Source organism: Actinokineospora diospyrosa (assembly GCF_024171925.1).
Lineage (GTDB): Bacteria > Actinomycetota > Actinomycetes > Mycobacteriales > Pseudonocardiaceae > Actinokineospora > Actinokineospora diospyrosa.
This window is the reverse complement of sequence record NZ_JAMTCO010000008.1, coordinates 377801-394794: the sequence shown is the minus strand read 5'-3', so window position 1 is coordinate 394794 and position 16994 is coordinate 377801. Positions and strand designations below refer to the sequence as shown.

Genomic DNA, 16994 nt, shown 5'->3' with positions numbered 1-16994 from the left:
GTGTTCCCGGGAGCCGGCAGTCTGGAGTGGACTGTCACTCTTTCGCGTGACCGGGATGGCGTAGTCGGCGACCACGCTGCGTTCGCACGGTCCGGAACTCGGGTGGAGTTCGCTCGCGGCAGGGTTACGGGGGATTGCCTGTCGTGTGACCAGCGACCAGCCTCTGTCGAGGTAGTTGATCCCGACGAGAGGAACGACCATGCGCGACGGTTCGCGGACCCGTGTTCGCAGGAGATGGAGCGCGGCGATCTTCGCATTGGCGCTCTTGGCCCCGGTTGCGGTCGCCGTGCCCGCTCAGGCCGCGCTCGTGGAGCTCACGTGCAACGTCAACGTGCAGCTCGCGTTCAGCCCAGCGCTGACCGCTACCCAGTCGACGGCGCAGGTCACTGGTGTCGCTAGCGTGGTCAACTGCTTGTCACCTAGCGGGAACTTCAGCCAGCTTCAAGCTGGGACCGTTAGTGACGCCACGGGGACGATCACGTCTCTCGGTGGCGTCCCCTGCAACCTGTTGGCCACGATCACCGGGCGTGCCACGATCGATTGGTCGCTCGGTGGTGGACGAACTGCCTTTGATTTCACTGTGAACACCAATCCTCTCAACGGTTTGGTGACGTTGATGACCACGCAGACGAGTGGGCCGTTGGTGGGGACTACGTCGCAGACTGTTGGGGTTGCCAACCCCAACCTCGGTTGTGCGCTGGGTGGTCTGTCTAGTCTGTCTGTCCCGATTGGACAGACCACCTTCCTTGGGGCGCTCTGATCGGTGCGTCGGTACACTCGGCTGTCGTGAGTTGGTCGAGTGGGGGAGTGGGCGTGGCTTGTCGTATCAGTGAGTTGGTCATTGAGGCGCGGGATCCCGAGTTGTTGGCTGGGTTCTGGTGTGCGGTGCTCGGCTATGTGGAGTTGGGCCGGGAGGATGGGGCGATTGAGATCGGCCCGGCGGGGGTTGGGTTCGGTGGGGCGCAGCCGACGATCGTTCTCAGTCCGAATGCTGAGGTGCGGAGTGGGAAGTATCGGTTGCACATTGATGTGAGTCCGACTGATCGGGATCAGGAGGCTGAGCTGGAGCGGTTGTTGGAGGTGGGGGCGAGGTTTGCTGATGTGGGGCAGAGTGGTGAGGAGAGTTGGCATGTGTTGGCGGATCCTGAGGGTAATGAGTTCTGCTTGTTGAGGAAGAGGGTTGTGGAGGTGTGAGTGGTGGGGGTCGGCTGCGTGCGGGTCGACCTCGGCGAGCCGGGGTGGTCGGCCTCGTTGCCTGGCGGCAACCTCGGCGACCGGGATCGGACGCCTCGTCGCCTGGCGGCGACATCGGGCCCGATCCGCGGCAATGCGGTCGGCTCGATGGGGCGAACTTGTTTTGCGCGGGGCCCCTACGACACCCGTGGCAGGACCGCACAGCAGGGGCCGAAAAGCATGGCCCTGCTGCGAGGCGACGCTACGGGTGTTGTCCCCCCACGCAAAACAAGTCCGCCCCATCGAGCAGTTGGCACCAGCGACTCCGACTGTCCAGGTGGGTTGGCAGGGCTGACGAGGGCGGGCTGGGATGGCACCGGCCGTTCCGAGTGTCCAGGCGCTGAGTAGGTGGGCTTGGGCGGACCTGGCGGAAGCTGAGCTGGCACCGCTGCTTCCGAGTGTCCGAGGGCTGGGTTGGTGCGTTGGGCAGGCCCTGACGTGGGCTGAGCTGGCACCGCTGGGTTCGAGTGTCCAAGGGCTGAGTAGGTGGGCTTGGGCGGACCTGACGGAAGCTCGGTTGGCACCGCGGGGTCCGAGTGTGCAGGGGCTAGGTGGGTGGGTTGCGGCGGACCTGATGGGGGCTGGGTTGGCACTGCTGGGTCCGAGTGTCCGGTGGCTGGCTGGGAGGGCCTCGGCTTCCGAAGTGTCCAAGTGGGCGGGTAGGGCGGTTGGCCGCGTCCAGGGGCAGTGGACGGCAGCCGGGGCTTGGAGGGGGCGTGGGGTGGTTGGGCCGAGTGGTGGAGTCGACCGGTGGTGCGGCGCGGTGGGGTGGGTGCTTGGTCGCTAGGCTGCGCGGGTGGAAGCCGACACCGGGGCTGGGGCTGAGTTCGAGACTCTGCTGGAGTACCTGAAGGAGGCTCGGGGGTTCGACTTCACCGGTTACAAGCGCACCAGTTTGGTTCGGCGGGTGCGGCAGCGGATGACCCAGGTGGCGATCGAGGACTACGCCGACTACATCGACCACCTGCAGGCCAACGCCGATGAGTTCAACGCGTTGTTCAACACCATCCTGATCAACGTGACCAGTTTCTTCCGCGACCTCGACGCGTGGGACTACCTGCGGGCGGTGACGGTTCCGGCGTTGGTGGGCAGGCGTACGTCGCAGGCGCCGATTCGGATCTGGTGTGCCGGGTGCGCGGCCGGTCAGGAGGCGTACACGCTGGCCATGGCATTCGTCGAGGAGATGGGGGTTGAGCAGTTCCGGCAGCGGGTGAAGATCTACGCGACCGATGTCGACGAGCAGGCGCTGACCCAGGCCAGGCAGGCGCTCTACACCGGTGGTGAGGTCGAGTCGGTGCCCGCGCCGCTGCTCGAGCGCTACTTCGAGCGGCACAACGGCCACTTCGCCTTCCGCAAGGACCTGCGGCGCTCGGTGATCTTCGGGCGCAACGACCTGGTGCAGGACGCGCCGATCTCCCGGATCGACCTGTTGACCTGCCGCAACACGCTGATGTACTTCAACGCCGAGACCCAGGCCAAGATCCTTGCCCGGCTGCACTTCGCGATCGCCCCGCACGGGCTGCTGTTCCTCGGCAAGGCCGAGATGCTGCTCTCGCACGGCAGGTTGTTCGAGCCCGTCGACCTCAAGCGCCGGGTGTTCCGCAAGACACCGGCTGTCCTCGCGCCGGTGGGGCCGCCGGTGAAGGCGCACGACGGGCAGGACCGGCGGGGTGCGGTCGGCAGGCTCGACGAGCTGCGTGAGCACGCCTTCGACGCCGGGCCGGTCGCCCAGTTGGTGCTCGCCGAGGACGACGTGCTCGCGTTGGCCAACTACCAGGCCAGGGTGCTGTTCGGCCTCACCGACGACGACATCGGCAGGCCGCTGCGGGACCTGGAGGTGTCCTACCGTCCGGTCGAGCTGCGCGCCTTCGTCGAGCAGGCCCGGCTCGACCAGCGCCCGGTGCAGGTCAAGGACGTGTCCTGGCAGCGCAGGCCGGACGCCACCACCTGGTTCGAGATCCACATCGACCCGCTCGCCGACACCGGGATCGGGGTCTCGGTCGCCTTCCACGACGTCACCGCCACCCGGCAGCTGTTCGACGAGCTCGCGCACGCCAACCGCCAGCTGGAGATGGCCTACGAGGAGCTGCAGTCGACGAACGAGGAACTGGAGACGACCAACGAGGAGCTCCAGTCCACCGTCGAGGAGTTGGAGACGACGAACGAGGAGCTGCAGTCGACCAACGAGGAACTGGAGACCATCAACGAGGAGCTCCAGTCCACCAACGACGAGCTCCAGGCGATGAACGACATGCTCCGCGACCGCGGCGTCGAGCTCGACGAGGCCAACGACTTCCTGGAGACGGTGCTGACCTCGCTGCGGTCGGGCATCGTCGTGGTCGACGTCGAGCTGCGGGTGCGCGCCTGGAACCGCGCCGCCGAGGAGCTGTGGGGGCTGCGCGCGGCGGAGACCACCGGCAGGCACCTGCTCAACCTGGACATCGGGCTGCCGGTCGCCGAGCTGCGGCAGGCGCTGCGCGGGGCGTTGGCCGACCCCGGTTTCACCGAGTTCCTGCACCTCGAGGCCATCAACCGGCGGGGCAGGTCGATCTCGCTGCGGGTCATGTGCGGCTCGCTGCGCAGCCACGACGAGCGGGTGCGCGGGGCGATCCTGGTGATGGAGATCCAGGCGGGCTAGGGGTGGCGCCTAGGCGTTCTTCTCGCGCAGCGTCGCCCACACGACCTTGCCGCCGCTCGGCGTCGGCGTGGCGCCCCAGGTGTGGCAGAGCTGGGCGATGATCTCCAGGCCGTGCACACCGATGCCCGGCCGCGGTGGCGGGCTGGTCGGCGGGCACCGCGGGTGGTCGTCGTGCACCGCGATGGTGAACAGGCCCCGGCGCAGCTCCAGGCGCAGCTTGGGGGCGGACAGGGTGTGCTGGATGGTGTTCTGCACCAGCTCGGTGGCGATCAGCAGGGCGCTCTCCTCGCCCCAGTCGGCGCCCCAGTCCGCGCAGAACTCCCGCACCAGCGCCCGGCCGAGCGGCATCGCGGTGTTGTTGTTGGGCAGCTCGGAGCTGACCACGCGCCGGATCGGCGTCGCCGCGGCGGCGAGCGCCACGGCCACCGTCGGGTACACCGGGACGAACCGGCGGATCGGGCTGTCGGGCGGCACCGGGCTGTCCTCGTGCGGCGGCGACACGACGCTGACCGGCACCCCCGGCCAGTGCGACATCTGGGTGTCGACCGCCACGAAGACCGCCAGCACCGTCGGATTGGGCACCGATAGCGCGGACACGTCGACGACCAGGGCCGACGGGGCCTCGGCCGCGCACTTGAGCAGGTGGGTCCGCAGCCTGCCGTAGGTAGTGTGGTCGAGCACCCCGCCCGCCACGACCACCGTCGCGCCCTCGGCGGCGAACTCGATGAGCGTCAACGTGCCCCGGCCCATGCGGCGACCCGCCCTTCCACGGCTGAAGCGTCGCGCGGCGGACAGCTGAGCGCTGGTGCCACCGCGTTCGGGCTCGACTCCATCCCGGCGCCCGTGCGTCGCCAGGCAAGGCTACTAGCCAACTCCGCCGACCGATCAAGCGATCCCGGGATCTGGCGCCACAACGGACTCGCCCGCGCGGTGCGCCAGACCACTGACCGCGGCGGTGCGGGATCACGGCCACGACGGATCACCACCACCCTGTGGTTGACCGCGAAAGTGCCGCGGAACGGTGGAGGGTTGCGGATTCGCGTGGTTTGGACGGCTAGGTGCCTATACCCAGACCACGCAGTTGTCGGCGGCGTTGTTGCCCATGACGCTGACGATCCCGGCTTGTCCGTCGCCGAAGAAGCGGGCGAAGATCCCGGCCGGGCGGCCGCCGAAGAGGAGGGGGCCCAGGACGGGGGCGATGGCCACGTCGTGCGGGGTGCTGGAGTCCTCGGTGATCATGGGTAGGTGGCAGCTGGCCGGGGCGACGAACTCCTGGACGATGCTGGTGCCCGAGAGCGCGGCCGCGTCCACGGCGGCGGACCACTCGGCCGGGGTGGTGCGCTCGCCGATGAGCACCTGCTTGCCGCTCATGCCCAGCCCCTCCTTGAGCACCAGGCGTTCGCGGTTGTCCACAGTGAACTGGAGGAGGTCGACCCCCTCGTCGGCGAAGGTGGTCTTGCGGGCGGACAGCACGCGGGTCCACGGCAGGTAGCGGGCGACGAGGGCCCGTTCGGCCGCGCTCATCCACGGCCGCCCCTCCGACAGCAGGCCCATGGTCAGCTTGCTGGCCAGGAAGGTCGAGGTCTGGGTGCCCACCAGCAGGACGCCGTTGTCGAGGGCCTCCTGGACCGGCGCGGTGTCGATCCCCAGCTCGTCCCAGTCCGGGATGGTGAAGTTGCGCAGCCCCAACGGGTAGTGCACCGGGCCGTTCCACGCCTCGGACAGGTCTTCCGGCTCGAAGAACCGGGCGTGCAGCCCCCGCGCCGCGTAGTACTCGGCCTCGATGTCGAAGTACCGGGTCGAGGCCACGCCTTGGTCCCGTGCGCTACCGACCAGGGCAACCCGTGGCGCCACGCCCAACTCGGCCGCCAAGTCCCGGAACATGCGCTCCCGCACCGCGAACGGCGAGTGGAACCCGAACGGCACCCGCCCGTCGGCGTCCCCGTGCAGCGCCCGCCACACCAGCAGCCGACAATGCGTCTCCACCGGCCCGCCCAACGCCCCGCTGACGTTGAACTCCAGGAAGCGCGGGCCGTCCTGGCCGATCACCACGTCGGGGCGCACGACACAATCGGCGTAGCGCTCCTCGATGAACTGGTCGGCCACGAACAGCTGGTCCTCGCTCTCCGGCATCCCGTACGCGGCCAACCGGCCCGCCGTCGTGCTCGCGGTCTCCAGGGCGACCCGGCGAACCAGGTCCAGCAGCGCGGTCGTGGCGCGGTAGAGCTCGGCGTAGGACGCGCGGGGGAGGGCGAGCGGGGCGGCGGGCAGCATGGGCTGGTGCGGCCAGCCGGTGTCGCGGATCTCGTGCCGGAGCATGTCGCGGATGGTGGCGGGCGCGGCGGCGGGGGCGATCACGTGTTCGCCGAACCAGGGGTGGTTACCGGACATCGGGGGTTCCTTCTACTGTGGACCGGGCAACCGAGCGAAGGGGACGTGGATGACGCTGCGCCAGGTCGGGGACAACGAGTTCGTCGAGGAGCACGGTGGGGACTACGAGGACTTCACCGCGGGCATGGTGATCCGGCACTGGCCGGGCCGCACCCTCTCGGAGGCCGACAACACCTGGCTGACCCTGCTGACCATGAACCAGCACCCGCTGCACTTCGACACCGCGTACGGCGCGAACGCCGAGTACGGCCGGGTCCTGGTGAACAGCGGCATCACCCTGTGCCTGGTCGGCGGGATGACCGTGCAGGCCCTGTCCGCGCGCGCGGTGGCCAACCTGGGCTGGGACAAGGTGCGCTTGAAAGACCCGGTGTTCGTGGGCGACACCCTCTACGCCACCAGCCGGATCCTGGCCAAGCGGCTGTCGAAGTCGCGCCCGGGCAACGGGATCATCACCGTCGAGACCACCGGCACCAAGTCCACCGGCGAGACCGTGATCACCTTCGAGCGGTCCTTCCTGGTCCGCTGCCGCGGGGAGCGCTGAGGGCGCCGGGGTCACCCGCGCACCAGCGCCGCGGCGGCCGCGGTGTCCTCGATCGCCATGCCGACACCGCGGAACACGGTGGTGCGACCGTCGGGGGTGTACCCGGCGGTCACCACCGCGCCGAGCTCGTGCAGGTCCGCGGGCGCGAGGCGGGCCGCCCCGACCGCGGCCCGCACCTCGCCCGCGTCCTCGAGCGCGGCATCGCGCTCCTCGACCAGCACGAACGCCGCGCCCAGCAACACCGGGTCGACCTCGACGGCGTTCTCGTCGGTGCCGCCGATGACGTTGACGTGCGCGCCGGGCGCGACCCAGTCCGCCTCGACGACCGGCACCGGGCCGCTGGTGGACGTGGCCGTGCAGATCACGGGCGCGTCGGCGACCGCAGCGCGGGCCGACGCGCAAATGCGCACCTCGTGCCCGAACTCGGCCCGCACCCACTCGGCGAACGCATCAGTGCGCGCCGCCGTCCGCGAATGCACCCGCACCACCCGGATCGGCCGCACCGCACTCACCGCCCGCACCAACGCGCGGGCCTGGACGCCCGCACCGATCACGGCCAGCTCAGCGGCATCAGCGGGCGCGCACAGCCGCGTCGCCAGCCCGGCGACCGCCCCGGTGCGCACCGCGGTCAACTCCGCGCCGTCGAGCAACGCGCTGACCCGTCCCGTCTCCAGGTCGGTCACCACGACGACCCCGTGGATCAGCGGCAACCCCCGCTCGGGATTGCTCGGCGTCAGCGTGGTGATCTTGACGCTGCCCACCCCGTACCGCTCCCAGATCGCGGTCCCGGCCAGCAGTTGCCGATCCGCCCCGTGTTCGACGACGGTCCGCGACGGCGACCGCGTGGTCCCGGCCGCCAGATCGGCGAACACCTCGCCCAGCGCGTCGATCACGCGCACCACGACCCCGGTGCCCGCCATCTCGTCCGCCCCGATGAACCGGGTCACTCAGCCACCGTCCTCGGTTCCACGACCACGAGCGGATCGTCGTGACCCGCCTCGACAACACGGGTCAACTGGCCACCTCGCCCAACTCGGCGACCACGTCGACGATCAGGTCCTCCTGGCCCGCGATCGCCTGGCGCCTACCCAGCTCGAAGAACACGTCGCGCGGGTCCACACCGGAGCGGCGGGAGGCGTCGAGGACCTGGTGCTTGAACCCGGAGAACACCCCGGCCAACCCGCTCACGATGCTGACCGTGTCGGTCGTCGGTGGTGCGGGCATCAGTTCGCGTTCGGCGAAGTCGGCGGCGTCCAAGAGGCCGTAGAGGTCGATACCGGTTCGGAAACCGGTGCGCTCCAACACCGGCACCAGCACTTCCAGTTGCGTGTTGCCCGCCCCGGCGCCGAACCCGCGCGCGCACCCGTCGATGATCGTCGCCCCCGCCTGGGCCGCGGCGACCGAGTTCGCCACCGCCATGCCCAGGTTGTTGTGGCCGTGGAAGATCACCGGGACGTCCACGGCGGCCGCGATCGCACCGATGCGATCGGACACGTCCTGTGGCAGGAAGTTCCCGGCGGAGTCCATCAAGCCGACCGCCCGCGCACCGTAGCCAACGGCGGTCGCCGCGTGCTCGGCCAACTGCGCTGCCGTGGCCATGTGGCTCATCATCAGCACGCAATGCCCGTCAGCGCCCTGTTCGGCGAGGAAACCCAGGTGCCGCTCGGCCAGCGACGGCTCGGTGCAGTGCACACCGATGCGGATCACGTCCGCGCCGTGCGCGATGGCCTTGCGCAGGTCGGCCGAAGTGCCCCAACCGGGCAACATGAACACGCCCATCTTGCTGCGCCGCAACGCCGCGCGCACCGTCGCCAGCATGAGGTCGTCGCTGACCGCGGCCCGCCCGACCTGCAGCGAGGACGCGCCGAGGCCGTTGCCGTGGCCGACCTCGACCACCGGGACCCCGGCGGCGTCGGCGGCCTCGGCGTACCCGCGCAGCGCGGCGACACCCAGCTGGTGCCGCACCGCGTGCTGGCCGTCGCGCAGGGTCGGGTCGTGCACCACCACATCGGTCATGACCGCGCCCCCGTCCCCGCTGCCCGGCCCAGCCGGGCCGCGTGCTGCTCGGCGACCAGGATGGCGGCCGAGTTGATGATGTCGAGGTTGCCCGCGTAGTGCGGCAGGACGTCGCTGTCGGCGATGACCTCCACCGACACGACCACCCGGTCCCCGGCCACCGCGCAGGCGATCACCCGGTACCCCGGCGCGAACTCCCGCACCCGCGCCGCCACCGCGTCGACCACCGAGCGCACCGCGTCGGCGTCGGCGCCGGGGATCACCGCGTGCACCGCGGTGCGGAACGTCGCGGGCGGTACCGCCGGGCTGATGTTGAGGATCGCCTTGGTCTCGGGGACATCGGTGAACGTCGTCAGCGCGTGCTGCGTCGTGGCGACGTACTCGTCGAGGTTGAGCCGGGTCGCCCGGCCCGCGATCGTGCTCGCGACCGTGGAGACGACCTCGATGTAGTCCACCGCGAACCGCTCGGCCAACCCGTGCGCGATCGGGATGGACGCCTGCCCGCCGCAGCTGATCAGGCTCACGTCGCGCCCGGTCGGGCCGTGCGTGCCGGTCACCGTAGGCACGACCATCTGCCCGATCTTGCTCGGCGTCAGGTCCACCAGCAGGGTCGGCGTGTCCGCCAGCAGCCGCCAGTGCTCGACGTGCGCCGCGGCACTGGTGGCGTCCAGCAGCACGTCGAACGGCCGGTCCGCCGCGAGCACCGCCTCGATGCCGCCCGCGCTGGTCGGGTAGCCCAGCCGGGCCGCGTGCGCGAGACCGGCCGAGTCGGGGTTGCGGCCCACGACCAGCGCGCAGTCCAGCACGGGCGAGCGGTGGACCTTGCTGACCAGGTCCTGCCCGATCGCGCCGGTGCCGATCACCGCGACGCTGGTCCGGTGCGCCGTGCCGACGGCGGGGGAGTGGGGGGCCGTTGTGGCGGTCATGGTCTGCCTCCGTTGCCGAACCGCTCGGTCCAGGCGTCGCCCTGGGCGACGGTCGCGCGGGCCAGGCGGGCGAACGGCGGACCCACCATGTTCCCGTCGAGCACCGCGATCCCCCCGTTCGCTGAACCCACCGCCTCGGTGACCCGGCGGGCCTGCCGCACGCGCTCCGGGTCGGGCCGCAGCGCCGCGTTGATCGCGCCCAGCTCGCTGGGGTGCACGGTCGCCTTGCCGTGGAAGCCCAGCTCCCGCACCCGCTCGACCTCTTCGGCCAGCACCGCGGGCTCCCCGAGCCGGAAGTTGGCCGTGTCCACGCAGCCGCCGCCGTGGCGCGCGCACGCCAGCGCCATCGCCTGGCGCGCCGCGAGCATCCCGGCCCAGGTGATCTCCACCCCGAGCGTGGCGGCCAGGTCGGCCGAGCCGAGCACCAGCCCGTCGGCGGCCGCCGCGATCGCGTCCATCTCCCGGATCGCCGCGACGGTCTCCACGGTCACGTAGATCTGCGGGTGGGCGCCCGCCTCGGCCAGCGTGGCCCGGAACAGGTCCACCTCCACGGCGGACTCCACCATCGTCATCACGACGAACCCCGGCTTGACCGGCGATCCGGCGAGCGCGACCAGGTCGTGCACCGCCGCGAGCGTCCCGAGCTGGTTGACCCGCACCGCGATGTTCTCCGGGCACGGCGCCTGCTCCAGCGCCGTCCGGCACACCACCCGTGCCGCCGCCTTCTCCTGCGGCGGGACGGCGTCCTCCAGGTCGATCAGGTGCACGTCCGCGTCGTAGGACCAGGCCTTCACGACCCGCTCCAGCGACAGCGCGGGCGTGTACAGGATGCTGCGCGGGATCGCTCGCGCACTCACGGCGACGCCTTCGCCGCGGGCGCGCCGACCTCCGTCAGCACTGTGCACAACCGCTGGATCTGCTCGACCGTCTGCCCTGCCCGCAGCATGACCCGCAGCCCGGCGGTGCCGCGCGCGACGATCGGGAAGAACACCGGCGAGACGTAGAACCCGGCCTGGTAGACCCGTCGACCGGCGTCGATCACCGTCTCGTCGTTCATCGGCACCACCCGGATCGGGTAGCTGGACCCGGCCTGCTCGGTGTCGATCAGCGAGTCGAACAGCGCGATGTTGGCGTTGAGCCGACCCTGCAGCGCCACCAGTTCCGGCCCGCGGTGGATCTCCGCCGAGGCCAGCGACGCCCCGACCGCGGCGGTGTTCATCGGCTGCGAGTACGACAGCGCGCCCGCGAACCGCTCGATCACCCGGTGCGAGTGCTTGCCGTACCCGTCGAGCACGATCGCCGCGCCACTGGTGCCGAACGCCTTGTTCAGCGTCGCGATGGTGATGGTCCGCTCGTCGCGGATCGGGTTGTTCGCCCGGATGTAGCCCATGCCGCGCTCACCGAAGGCCGACACCGAGTGCGAGTCGTCGTAGTAGACCAGCAGCCCGTACTTCTCCTGCAGCTCGGCCAACTGCTCGACCGGGGCGTACCCACCGAGGCTGTCGGCGCCGTCGACGACGTAGCAGACCCGTTGGTACTGGCGGCAGAAGTCCTCCAGCTGGTCCATGTCGTGGTGCCCGGAGGTGACGACCTCGGTCTCGTCGGCGCACGCGGGTTTGGCACCCGCCATGGACACGTGGCAGTTCTTGTCGAACACCATCAGCGGCCGCGTGCCGTTGCCCAGGTGCCCGGAGGCGATCAGCGGCAGCAGGCCCGCGCTGGCCACCCCGGCGGAGATCGCGGTGATCACGTCCGCGCCCCACAGCTCGCCCAGCGAGGACTCCAGTTCCAGCAGCGCCGGGAGCTGCACGCGGCTGCGCGGGATGCAGTGGTCGAGCACCCCGAACCGGCGCAGCGCGGTGATCGCGCCCTCGATGACCTCCGGGTGCGAATCGAGGTCCAGGTAGGAGCAGCAGGTGAAGTTGACGAACTCGTGGCCGTCGCCGGTGCGCAGGATGCCGTTGTCGAGCTCCGCGACGATCCCGGCGACGCCCTCCTGCTCGGAGCGGTCCCAGAAGGCGTTGCCGACCCCGACGGCCTTGTCGTTGTTGCGGTAGCGGTGCGGCGGGGTGATGACCTTGCGCTCGGTCAGCTCGGAGGTCATGACGCGCCCCCGGCGGCGGGCTGGTAGTTGTAGACGCCCTTGAGCTTGCGGAACAGCATCGTGTACAGGGCGACGCCGAGCACGTACGGGCGGCGCAGGATCTTGGTGTCCTTGAGCCAGAAGTTCATGTTGATGTTCATGTCCTCCAGCGACTCCGCCTGGTGCCACCACCCGAGCGGCAGGTACAGCATCTGCCCGGGCTCCAAGATCAGCTCCCGGCGCTCGGCGAGCTTGCCGACCAGCCGGGGGAACCGCTTGGCGTCGAAGTTGTCGAAGTCGAACGCCTGCGACTTGTCGCCGAAGCCCTGGCGCACCGAGCGCGGGTAGTACTCCCAGAACCCGGGCGGGGCCAGCACGAACCGCTTGCGGCCCTGCAGGGCGATGTTGAAGTTCTCCAGCTCGTCGAAGTGGCTCTGGGTGAACACGCCCTTGTGGCTGATCCACAGGTTCGCCGCGTTGAGCGAGCGCCGGTAGTCGAACAGCTCCTCGGCATCGAAGCCGAGGATGGCGTTGACGTCGGCGGGGCTGTCGCGGATGTTGGACACGATCCGGTTCCAGGTGCCCGGGTCGGTCAGGTACTTCTCGTCGGCGAAGAACTCGCTGAGCTGGATCTCCTTGGTGGTCCAGCGCTCGGAGTTCTGCTTGTTGCTCGGCTCGGTGAACAGCGTCACCCGCATCCCGCCGAGCCGCTCGGCGACGCCGTCGCGACCGAGGCCGCGCACGCTCTCCGGCAGGTTGATGATCACCGGGACGTCGGCGCGGATCAGCGCCTCCCGCCCGAAGGCGAGGAACTCGTCGAAGTCCATCCGGGGTACCGGCAGGCCCCCGAGCTCGACCGGGTGTGTGCTCACTGCTTCCCTCACTGTTCTCGTGCCGCTCTGTCCAGCTCGACCGCGTCCGGCTCGACCGCGCCGACCGCACCGACCGCGTGCGGCTCCCGCCCGCGCAGCGCGGGCTGCCCGAGGACGCTCAGCGCCACCGCGACCGCCCCGCCGCCGACCGCGGCCCACGCCGCGACGGCGAACCCACCGGAGTCCGCCAGCCGTCCACCCACCGCGGTGCCCAGCGCGATCCCCGTCGCGCCCGCGCTGGAGAGCCAGGAGAAGCCCTCCGACAGCGAACCCTTGGGCGCCAACGCCTCCAGCACCGTGCTGCCCGCGATCAGTCCGGGTGCGATCGCCACCCCGGCCAGCACCGCGAACACCGCCATCGCCAGGCCGGACCCGGCGAACGCCAGCGGCACAGCGCCCAGGCACAACAGCCCGGTCGTGGCCACGAGCAGCCGTTCTTGCGGCTGCCGCCAGTTCACCGCCCCATAAACCGCGCCCGCGGCGAGGCTGCCCACCGCGGTCAGCGACAACAGCACCCCGCCGAATCCCGGGCTGCCCTGCTCGCGGGCGAAGGCCACCATGGTGACGTCGACCGCGCCGAGCAGGAACCCCATGCCCGCGTAGGCGACCATCAGCACCCGCACCCCGGGCACCGAGATCGCCCGCTTGCCACCGCCCGCCTCGGGCGCCACGACCACCGGCTCCGAGCGCTGGTGCAACGCCACCGCGATCGACCCGACGGTGGTGAACGCGACGCAGGCGACCAGCCCTGCCGCCGGGTGCACCGCGGTGGCCAGCACGGTGACCAGCAGCGGCCCGAGCAGGAAGATCGTCTCGTCGAGCACCGACTCCAGCGCGTACGCGGTGCGCAGCGACCCCTGCTCGACCAGCGCCGCCCACCGCGCCCGCATGAACGAGGTGAACGACACCGACGCGCACCCGGTCGCCACGGCGGCCACCAGCAGCAGCGGCAGCGGCGCGCCGAGTTGGATCGCCGCGATCAGGCTGCTCAGGGCGACCGCGTGCACCACGCAGGTGCTCAGCAGGACCCGCCGCTGCCCGACCCGGTCGGCCCACCGGCCGAGCACCGGGCTGGCCAGCCCCTGGGCGATCAGCATCGCCGCGGCCACCACCCCCGCGCCGCCGAGCGAGCCGCTGACCGCGGCCACCAGCATCAGGCAGCCCAGCGACCGCATGGCGATCGGGAACCGGCCGAGCACCCCGCACAGGCCCAGGGTGAGCGCGCCGGGCTGCCGCAGCAGCCGCGGGTACGCGCCGAACCCGGATTTAGCGCCCCCTGACACAATGCTCCCGTCGGTGTGAAAAGTGACTGTCGGCGGAATGACTCGGGTCGGGGAAATCGACCGAAACATCGGTTCTGGCCGAAATACCCGCCGCCGTCGGTGTCACCCGCAAGCCTTGGCCCAAGCGGCGATTGGCCATGTTAGGTGGGCCATCACCGGGTGTCAATTCCGCCGAACGCGACGACAAGCGCGGCTGAATGGCCCAAGCCGACTCGCTCGCGGTAGGGATTTCGATAGGTATCGTGAAAGGGATTTCCACGGGAAAAGCACGTGTAGTCCATGACCATTCCCTTTCCGGCCGCCCGCGCGTCGGCCCGCCCGGTGCCTGGGTGTCATCGCACCCACCGTGACGACCGTTAGGGGTGCGACCCCGGTCACAACCCGCTGGTGTGAGGTCTGCGCTACACCGGCCCAATCTCCGTTGACTGGGCCCGGGGCCCCGGGTGACCATGTGTCCCGCGACGGAGCGACCGCCGCGCACGGACCCGGGAAGGAGTCGGCCATGGCGAGCTCCGGTTACCGCCAGCACGGCATTCGCCCGGTGTCCGCGTTCGCGCGACGACCCAGGCGGCGTCCCGGTGGACTCCCGTCGCTCGAGCGAACCGCGCTGATCTAGCGCGGCCGAGCGCACCAGGAGCCACCCGTCGGGACACCGACCGGTGGCTTTTTGTTGGGCCGGTAGTCCGCCCAGTCCGCTCCTAATCGCCCAGTCCGCTCCCATAGCTCAGTGGAGAGAGCGCCGCGCTACGAACGCGGAGGTCCCAGGTTCGAGTCCTGGTGGGAGCACTCTCCAACGATCAAGAGGAATGTCCGATGCGCACCCAGATCATCCAGCGCACGCTGCGCGTGCCGCTGGCGAGCGGTCCCCGCGGTGACGGCTCCGCCGTCGCCCGCCAACTCGACGTCGCCCTGATCAGCGTCGGGTTCAAGGCGAGCAGGGACCTGCTGGAGCACGTCGGCGGGCTGGCCCCCGGCGAGGCGTTCGACCTGGCCGTCGAGGTGGTCACCGCGGTGCGCGGCCTGGTCGGCGACCACGTCGACCACAACCCGTACTTCCGCGACTTCCCCGCGGGCGTGCCCGACACCGTCCAGTTCTGGATGCGGCTCGTGCGTGCCGCCGAGGCCGAGGACGGCGTCCTCAGTCCGCGCAGGGGCGCTGTGAACCTGCTCGCCTTCGCCCGCTACGGCCGCCTCCAGCACACCTTCGCCGAGATGCTCGCCGAGCACGACGCGCTGGTCGACTCCATCAAGGACCGGGTCACCGTGGTGCACCTGGGTGGTCCCCTCGAGCGGGAGTTGACCTCGCTCTACCGCGCGTTGGCGGGCTCCGCCACGCCGCTGGACGCCGCCGATCTCACCCTCCTGGGCGAGCTCGCGGTGGCCTGCCCCGACGTGCCGCCCGGCCCGATGCCGGTCCGGGAGAACCGGGCCGTGGTCAACGCTGCCCGGCTGCGCGCGGGGCGCGAGCCGGTCGCGGTGGACTCCGCCGTGGACGTGCTGCGGCTGGCGTACGCGCTCAGCGGCGGTGACGTGACTTTGGTCGAGTCCACCCGGTTCCGCGGGTTCCGCAGGCAGGAGCGCCGAGCCCTGATGGCGGCGCTCGACGCGGCTGTCGCGGCCGACACCGGCGTGCTCGGCGACGTCAACCGCTACGCGGGCCGCTTCAAGCGACTCGGCGAGCGGCTGCACCCGCACGAGTACCCGGCTTTCCCGCGCGCCCAGGACGTCTTCGCCGTCGCCCGGGGTGAGCGGACCGTGACCTCGCTGGCGGGTCAGGCGGAGGCGGCGCTCGCCCGGGGTGAGGTAGGTCGGGCGGCGTGGCTGCTGACCGAGTCGCCCGGCATGCTGCTGCGGTCGCTGGACCGGTTGCTGCGGACTGCGGGCGCGGAGAGCGACGCGGTGTTGTCGGCGACGAACTCGGTGCTGGGCTCGGTGTCGGGCCGGGTGTTGTGTTCGGTGCGCGAACACCTGGCCAACCGGTCCTGGACCGCGCTCGCGCGGGTGTTCGTCAACCGCGCCGGTCGCCCCTGGGTCGCGCCGGACACACGCGTACCGCTTTCGCCCGCTGTCGTGGAGGCGGTGTGCGGGATGGTGGACGTGGAGCTGGCCTCCCGGATGCCGTCCTACGAGCGGCTGGTGATCGACCCCGACGTGCTGTCGGTGGCCCTGCCGTTGTCGGGCAAGGCCAGCGAAGGTGGTTTCGCCGTCCTCCCGCGCGGTACCCGCACGCCTGTGGAAGGCGGTGACCTGCTGCGGTTCTTCACCTACTGGCGGCAGGACAAGCGGCGCACGGACCACGACCTGTCCGCGTTGCTGTTGGACGAGGACTTCCGCTACGTGGGCCACGTGTCGTGGACGAACTACCGGGACGACGGCGCCGTGTACTCCGGCGACCTCACCGAGGCGCCCAACGGCGCCACGGAGTTCATCGACATCCCGCTCGACCGGATCACCGCCGCCCACGTGGTGCCCCAGGTCAGCGTCTACTCAGGGGAGGACTTCACCGAGGTCGCCGAGTCGATCTTCGGGTGGATGGTGCGCGACCGGGCCCAGCACGGCGCCCCGTTCGAGCCGCGCACCGTGCGCACCCGGTCCGACCTGCGCGGTTCGGGTCGGGTGGCGTTGCCGATGATGTTCAGCCGGGGCGCGGACGGCTGGACGGCGACCTGGCTGCACCTGTACCTGACGGGATCGCCCCAGTTCAACCAGGTGGAGACCCAGCGGGCCACCACCGGCAAGCTGACCGGTGTGATCGCGAACCGCCGCGCCATGACCGTGTCCCACCTGGTCGACCTGCTCGCCGCGGAGGCGGGTTCGGTCACCGCGTGGGAGCCGGGCCTGCGGTTCACCGAGCCGGTGGCGTTCGTGGGTCTGCACCGCCCCGAGGGCCTGCCCGAGGGGTCGACGGTGATCACGCTGGACCGGTTGACCGAGCTGGTGCCGCGTTAAAGCGGTTCCGCCGAATGGCGGCGGCGAGTAGACTGGAGCACAACGAGGCCATGCGCGGACTT

The 16994-nt window shown here is 70.7% G+C and carries 14 protein-coding genes and 1 tRNA gene; 6 read left to right on the top strand and 9 right to left on the bottom strand.

What is annotated here, in order from left to right:
- Positions 1–199: 199 nt before the first annotated feature.
- From LV75_RS17855 to LV75_RS17845, 3 genes are all read left to right on the top strand, one after another.
- A complete protein-coding gene (locus tag LV75_RS17855) occupies positions 200–760 on the top strand; it encodes a hypothetical protein (protein ID WP_253888053.1) in 561 nt (186 codons plus the stop codon).
- A 53-nt stretch (positions 761–813) separates the two neighbouring features.
- Entirely contained in the window at positions 814–1194 is a 381-nt protein-coding gene (locus LV75_RS17850; protein ID WP_253888052.1) for a VOC family protein, read from the top strand.
- A gap of 835 nt (positions 1195–2029) precedes the next feature.
- Positions 2030–3871: a CheR family methyltransferase gene (locus LV75_RS17845; protein ID WP_253888051.1), complete on the top strand. Its 1842-nt coding sequence runs from the start codon at positions 2030–2032 to the stop codon at positions 3869–3871.
- Between the two features lie 9 nt (positions 3872–3880).
- Here the strand turns inward: LV75_RS17845 and LV75_RS17840 are convergent, their stop codons facing one another.
- Together LV75_RS17840 and LV75_RS17835 are read right to left on the bottom strand one after the other, a co-directional pair.
- Positions 3881–4621 carry an ATP-binding protein gene (locus LV75_RS17840; protein WP_253888050.1) on the bottom strand — a complete coding sequence of 247 codons (741 nt, stop codon included), beginning with the start codon at positions 4619–4621 and terminating at the stop codon, positions 3881–3883.
- Between the two features lie 312 nt (positions 4622–4933).
- Positions 4934–6262, bottom strand: coding sequence for a hypothetical protein (locus LV75_RS17835; protein WP_253888049.1), 1329 nt, complete (start codon positions 6260–6262; stop codon positions 4934–4936).
- 49 nt (positions 6263–6311) lie between these two features.
- Here LV75_RS17835 and LV75_RS17830 point away from each other — a divergent pair, with 49 nt between their 5' ends.
- Positions 6312–6803, top strand: coding sequence for a MaoC family dehydratase (locus tag LV75_RS17830; RefSeq protein WP_253888048.1), 492 nt, complete (start codon positions 6312–6314; stop codon positions 6801–6803).
- Positions 6804–6814: 11 nt separating this feature from the next.
- Here LV75_RS17830 and LV75_RS17825 read toward each other — a convergent pair whose 3' ends face one another.
- The 7 genes from LV75_RS17825 to LV75_RS35525 form a co-directional block, all read right to left on the bottom strand.
- Positions 6815–7750, bottom strand: coding sequence for an ornithine cyclodeaminase family protein (locus LV75_RS17825; protein WP_253888047.1), 936 nt, complete (start codon positions 7748–7750; stop codon positions 6815–6817).
- A gap of 64 nt (positions 7751–7814) precedes the next feature.
- Complete coding sequence (gene dmpG, locus LV75_RS17820; RefSeq protein WP_253888046.1) at positions 7815–8819, bottom strand: 4-hydroxy-2-oxovalerate aldolase; 1005 nt, start codon at positions 8817–8819, stop codon at positions 7815–7817.
- Complete coding sequence (locus LV75_RS17815) at positions 8816–9745, bottom strand: acetaldehyde dehydrogenase (acetylating) (RefSeq protein ID WP_253888045.1); 930 nt, start codon at positions 9743–9745, stop codon at positions 8816–8818. The genes dmpG and LV75_RS17815 overlap by 4 nt, the downstream gene beginning before the upstream one ends.
- Positions 9742–10602 carry an HpcH/HpaI aldolase/citrate lyase family protein gene (locus tag LV75_RS17810; protein WP_253888044.1) on the bottom strand — a complete coding sequence of 287 codons (861 nt, stop codon included), beginning with the start codon at positions 10600–10602 and terminating at the stop codon, positions 9742–9744. The genes LV75_RS17815 and LV75_RS17810 overlap by 4 nt, the downstream gene beginning before the upstream one ends.
- Complete coding sequence (locus LV75_RS17805; protein ID WP_253888043.1) at positions 10599–11849, bottom strand: 8-amino-7-oxononanoate synthase family protein; 1251 nt, start codon at positions 11847–11849, stop codon at positions 10599–10601. The genes LV75_RS17810 and LV75_RS17805 overlap by 4 nt, the downstream gene beginning before the upstream one ends.
- Positions 11846–12700 carry a cupin-like domain-containing protein gene (locus tag LV75_RS17800; RefSeq protein WP_253888042.1) on the bottom strand — a complete coding sequence of 285 codons (855 nt, stop codon included), beginning with the start codon at positions 12698–12700 and terminating at the stop codon, positions 11846–11848. The genes LV75_RS17805 and LV75_RS17800 overlap by 4 nt, the downstream gene beginning before the upstream one ends.
- 8 nt (positions 12701–12708) lie before the next feature.
- On the bottom strand, positions 12709–13983 hold the full coding sequence (locus LV75_RS35525; RefSeq protein WP_253888041.1) for an MFS transporter: 1275 nt from the start codon (positions 13981–13983) through the stop codon (positions 12709–12711).
- A gap of 713 nt (positions 13984–14696) precedes the next feature.
- Here LV75_RS35525 and LV75_RS17790 point away from each other — a divergent pair.
- Both LV75_RS17790 and LV75_RS17785 read left to right on the top strand, forming a co-directional pair.
- Positions 14697–14769 (top strand) — tRNA-Arg (locus LV75_RS17790).
- Between the two features lie 27 nt (positions 14770–14796).
- Positions 14797–16932 (top strand): TerD family protein, encoded by a 2136-nt coding sequence (locus LV75_RS17785; RefSeq protein ID WP_253888040.1) that lies wholly within the window; start codon positions 14797–14799, stop codon positions 16930–16932.
- The last annotated feature ends 62 nt before the right edge of the window (positions 16933–16994 follow it).

What these genes read in the sequence shown, in the direction of transcription:
- LV75_RS17855 (WP_253888053.1), top strand. Translation starts at nt 200, where the DNA reads ATGCGCGACGGTTCGCGGACCCGTGTTCGCAGGAGATGGAGCGCGGCG.
- LV75_RS17840 (WP_253888050.1), bottom strand. Translation starts at nt 4,621, where the DNA reads ATGGGCCGGGGCACGTTGACGCTCATCGAGTTCGCCGCCGAGGGCGCG.
- LV75_RS17835 (WP_253888049.1), bottom strand. Translation starts at nt 6,262, where the DNA reads ATGTCCGGTAACCACCCCTGGTTCGGCGAACACGTGATCGCCCCCGCC.
- LV75_RS17830 (WP_253888048.1), top strand. Translation starts at nt 6,312, where the DNA reads ATGACGCTGCGCCAGGTCGGGGACAACGAGTTCGTCGAGGAGCACGGT.
- dmpG (WP_253888046.1), bottom strand. Translation starts at nt 8,819, where the DNA reads ATGACCGATGTGGTGGTGCACGACCCGACCCTGCGCGACGGCCAGCAC.
- LV75_RS17815 (WP_253888045.1), bottom strand. Translation starts at nt 9,745, where the DNA reads ATGACCGCCACAACGGCCCCCCACTCCCCCGCCGTCGGCACGGCGCAC.
- LV75_RS17805 (WP_253888043.1), bottom strand. Translation starts at nt 11,849, where the DNA reads ATGACCTCCGAGCTGACCGAGCGCAAGGTCATCACCCCGCCGCACCGC.
- LV75_RS17785 (WP_253888040.1), top strand. Translation starts at nt 14,797, where the DNA reads ATGCGCACCCAGATCATCCAGCGCACGCTGCGCGTGCCGCTGGCGAGC.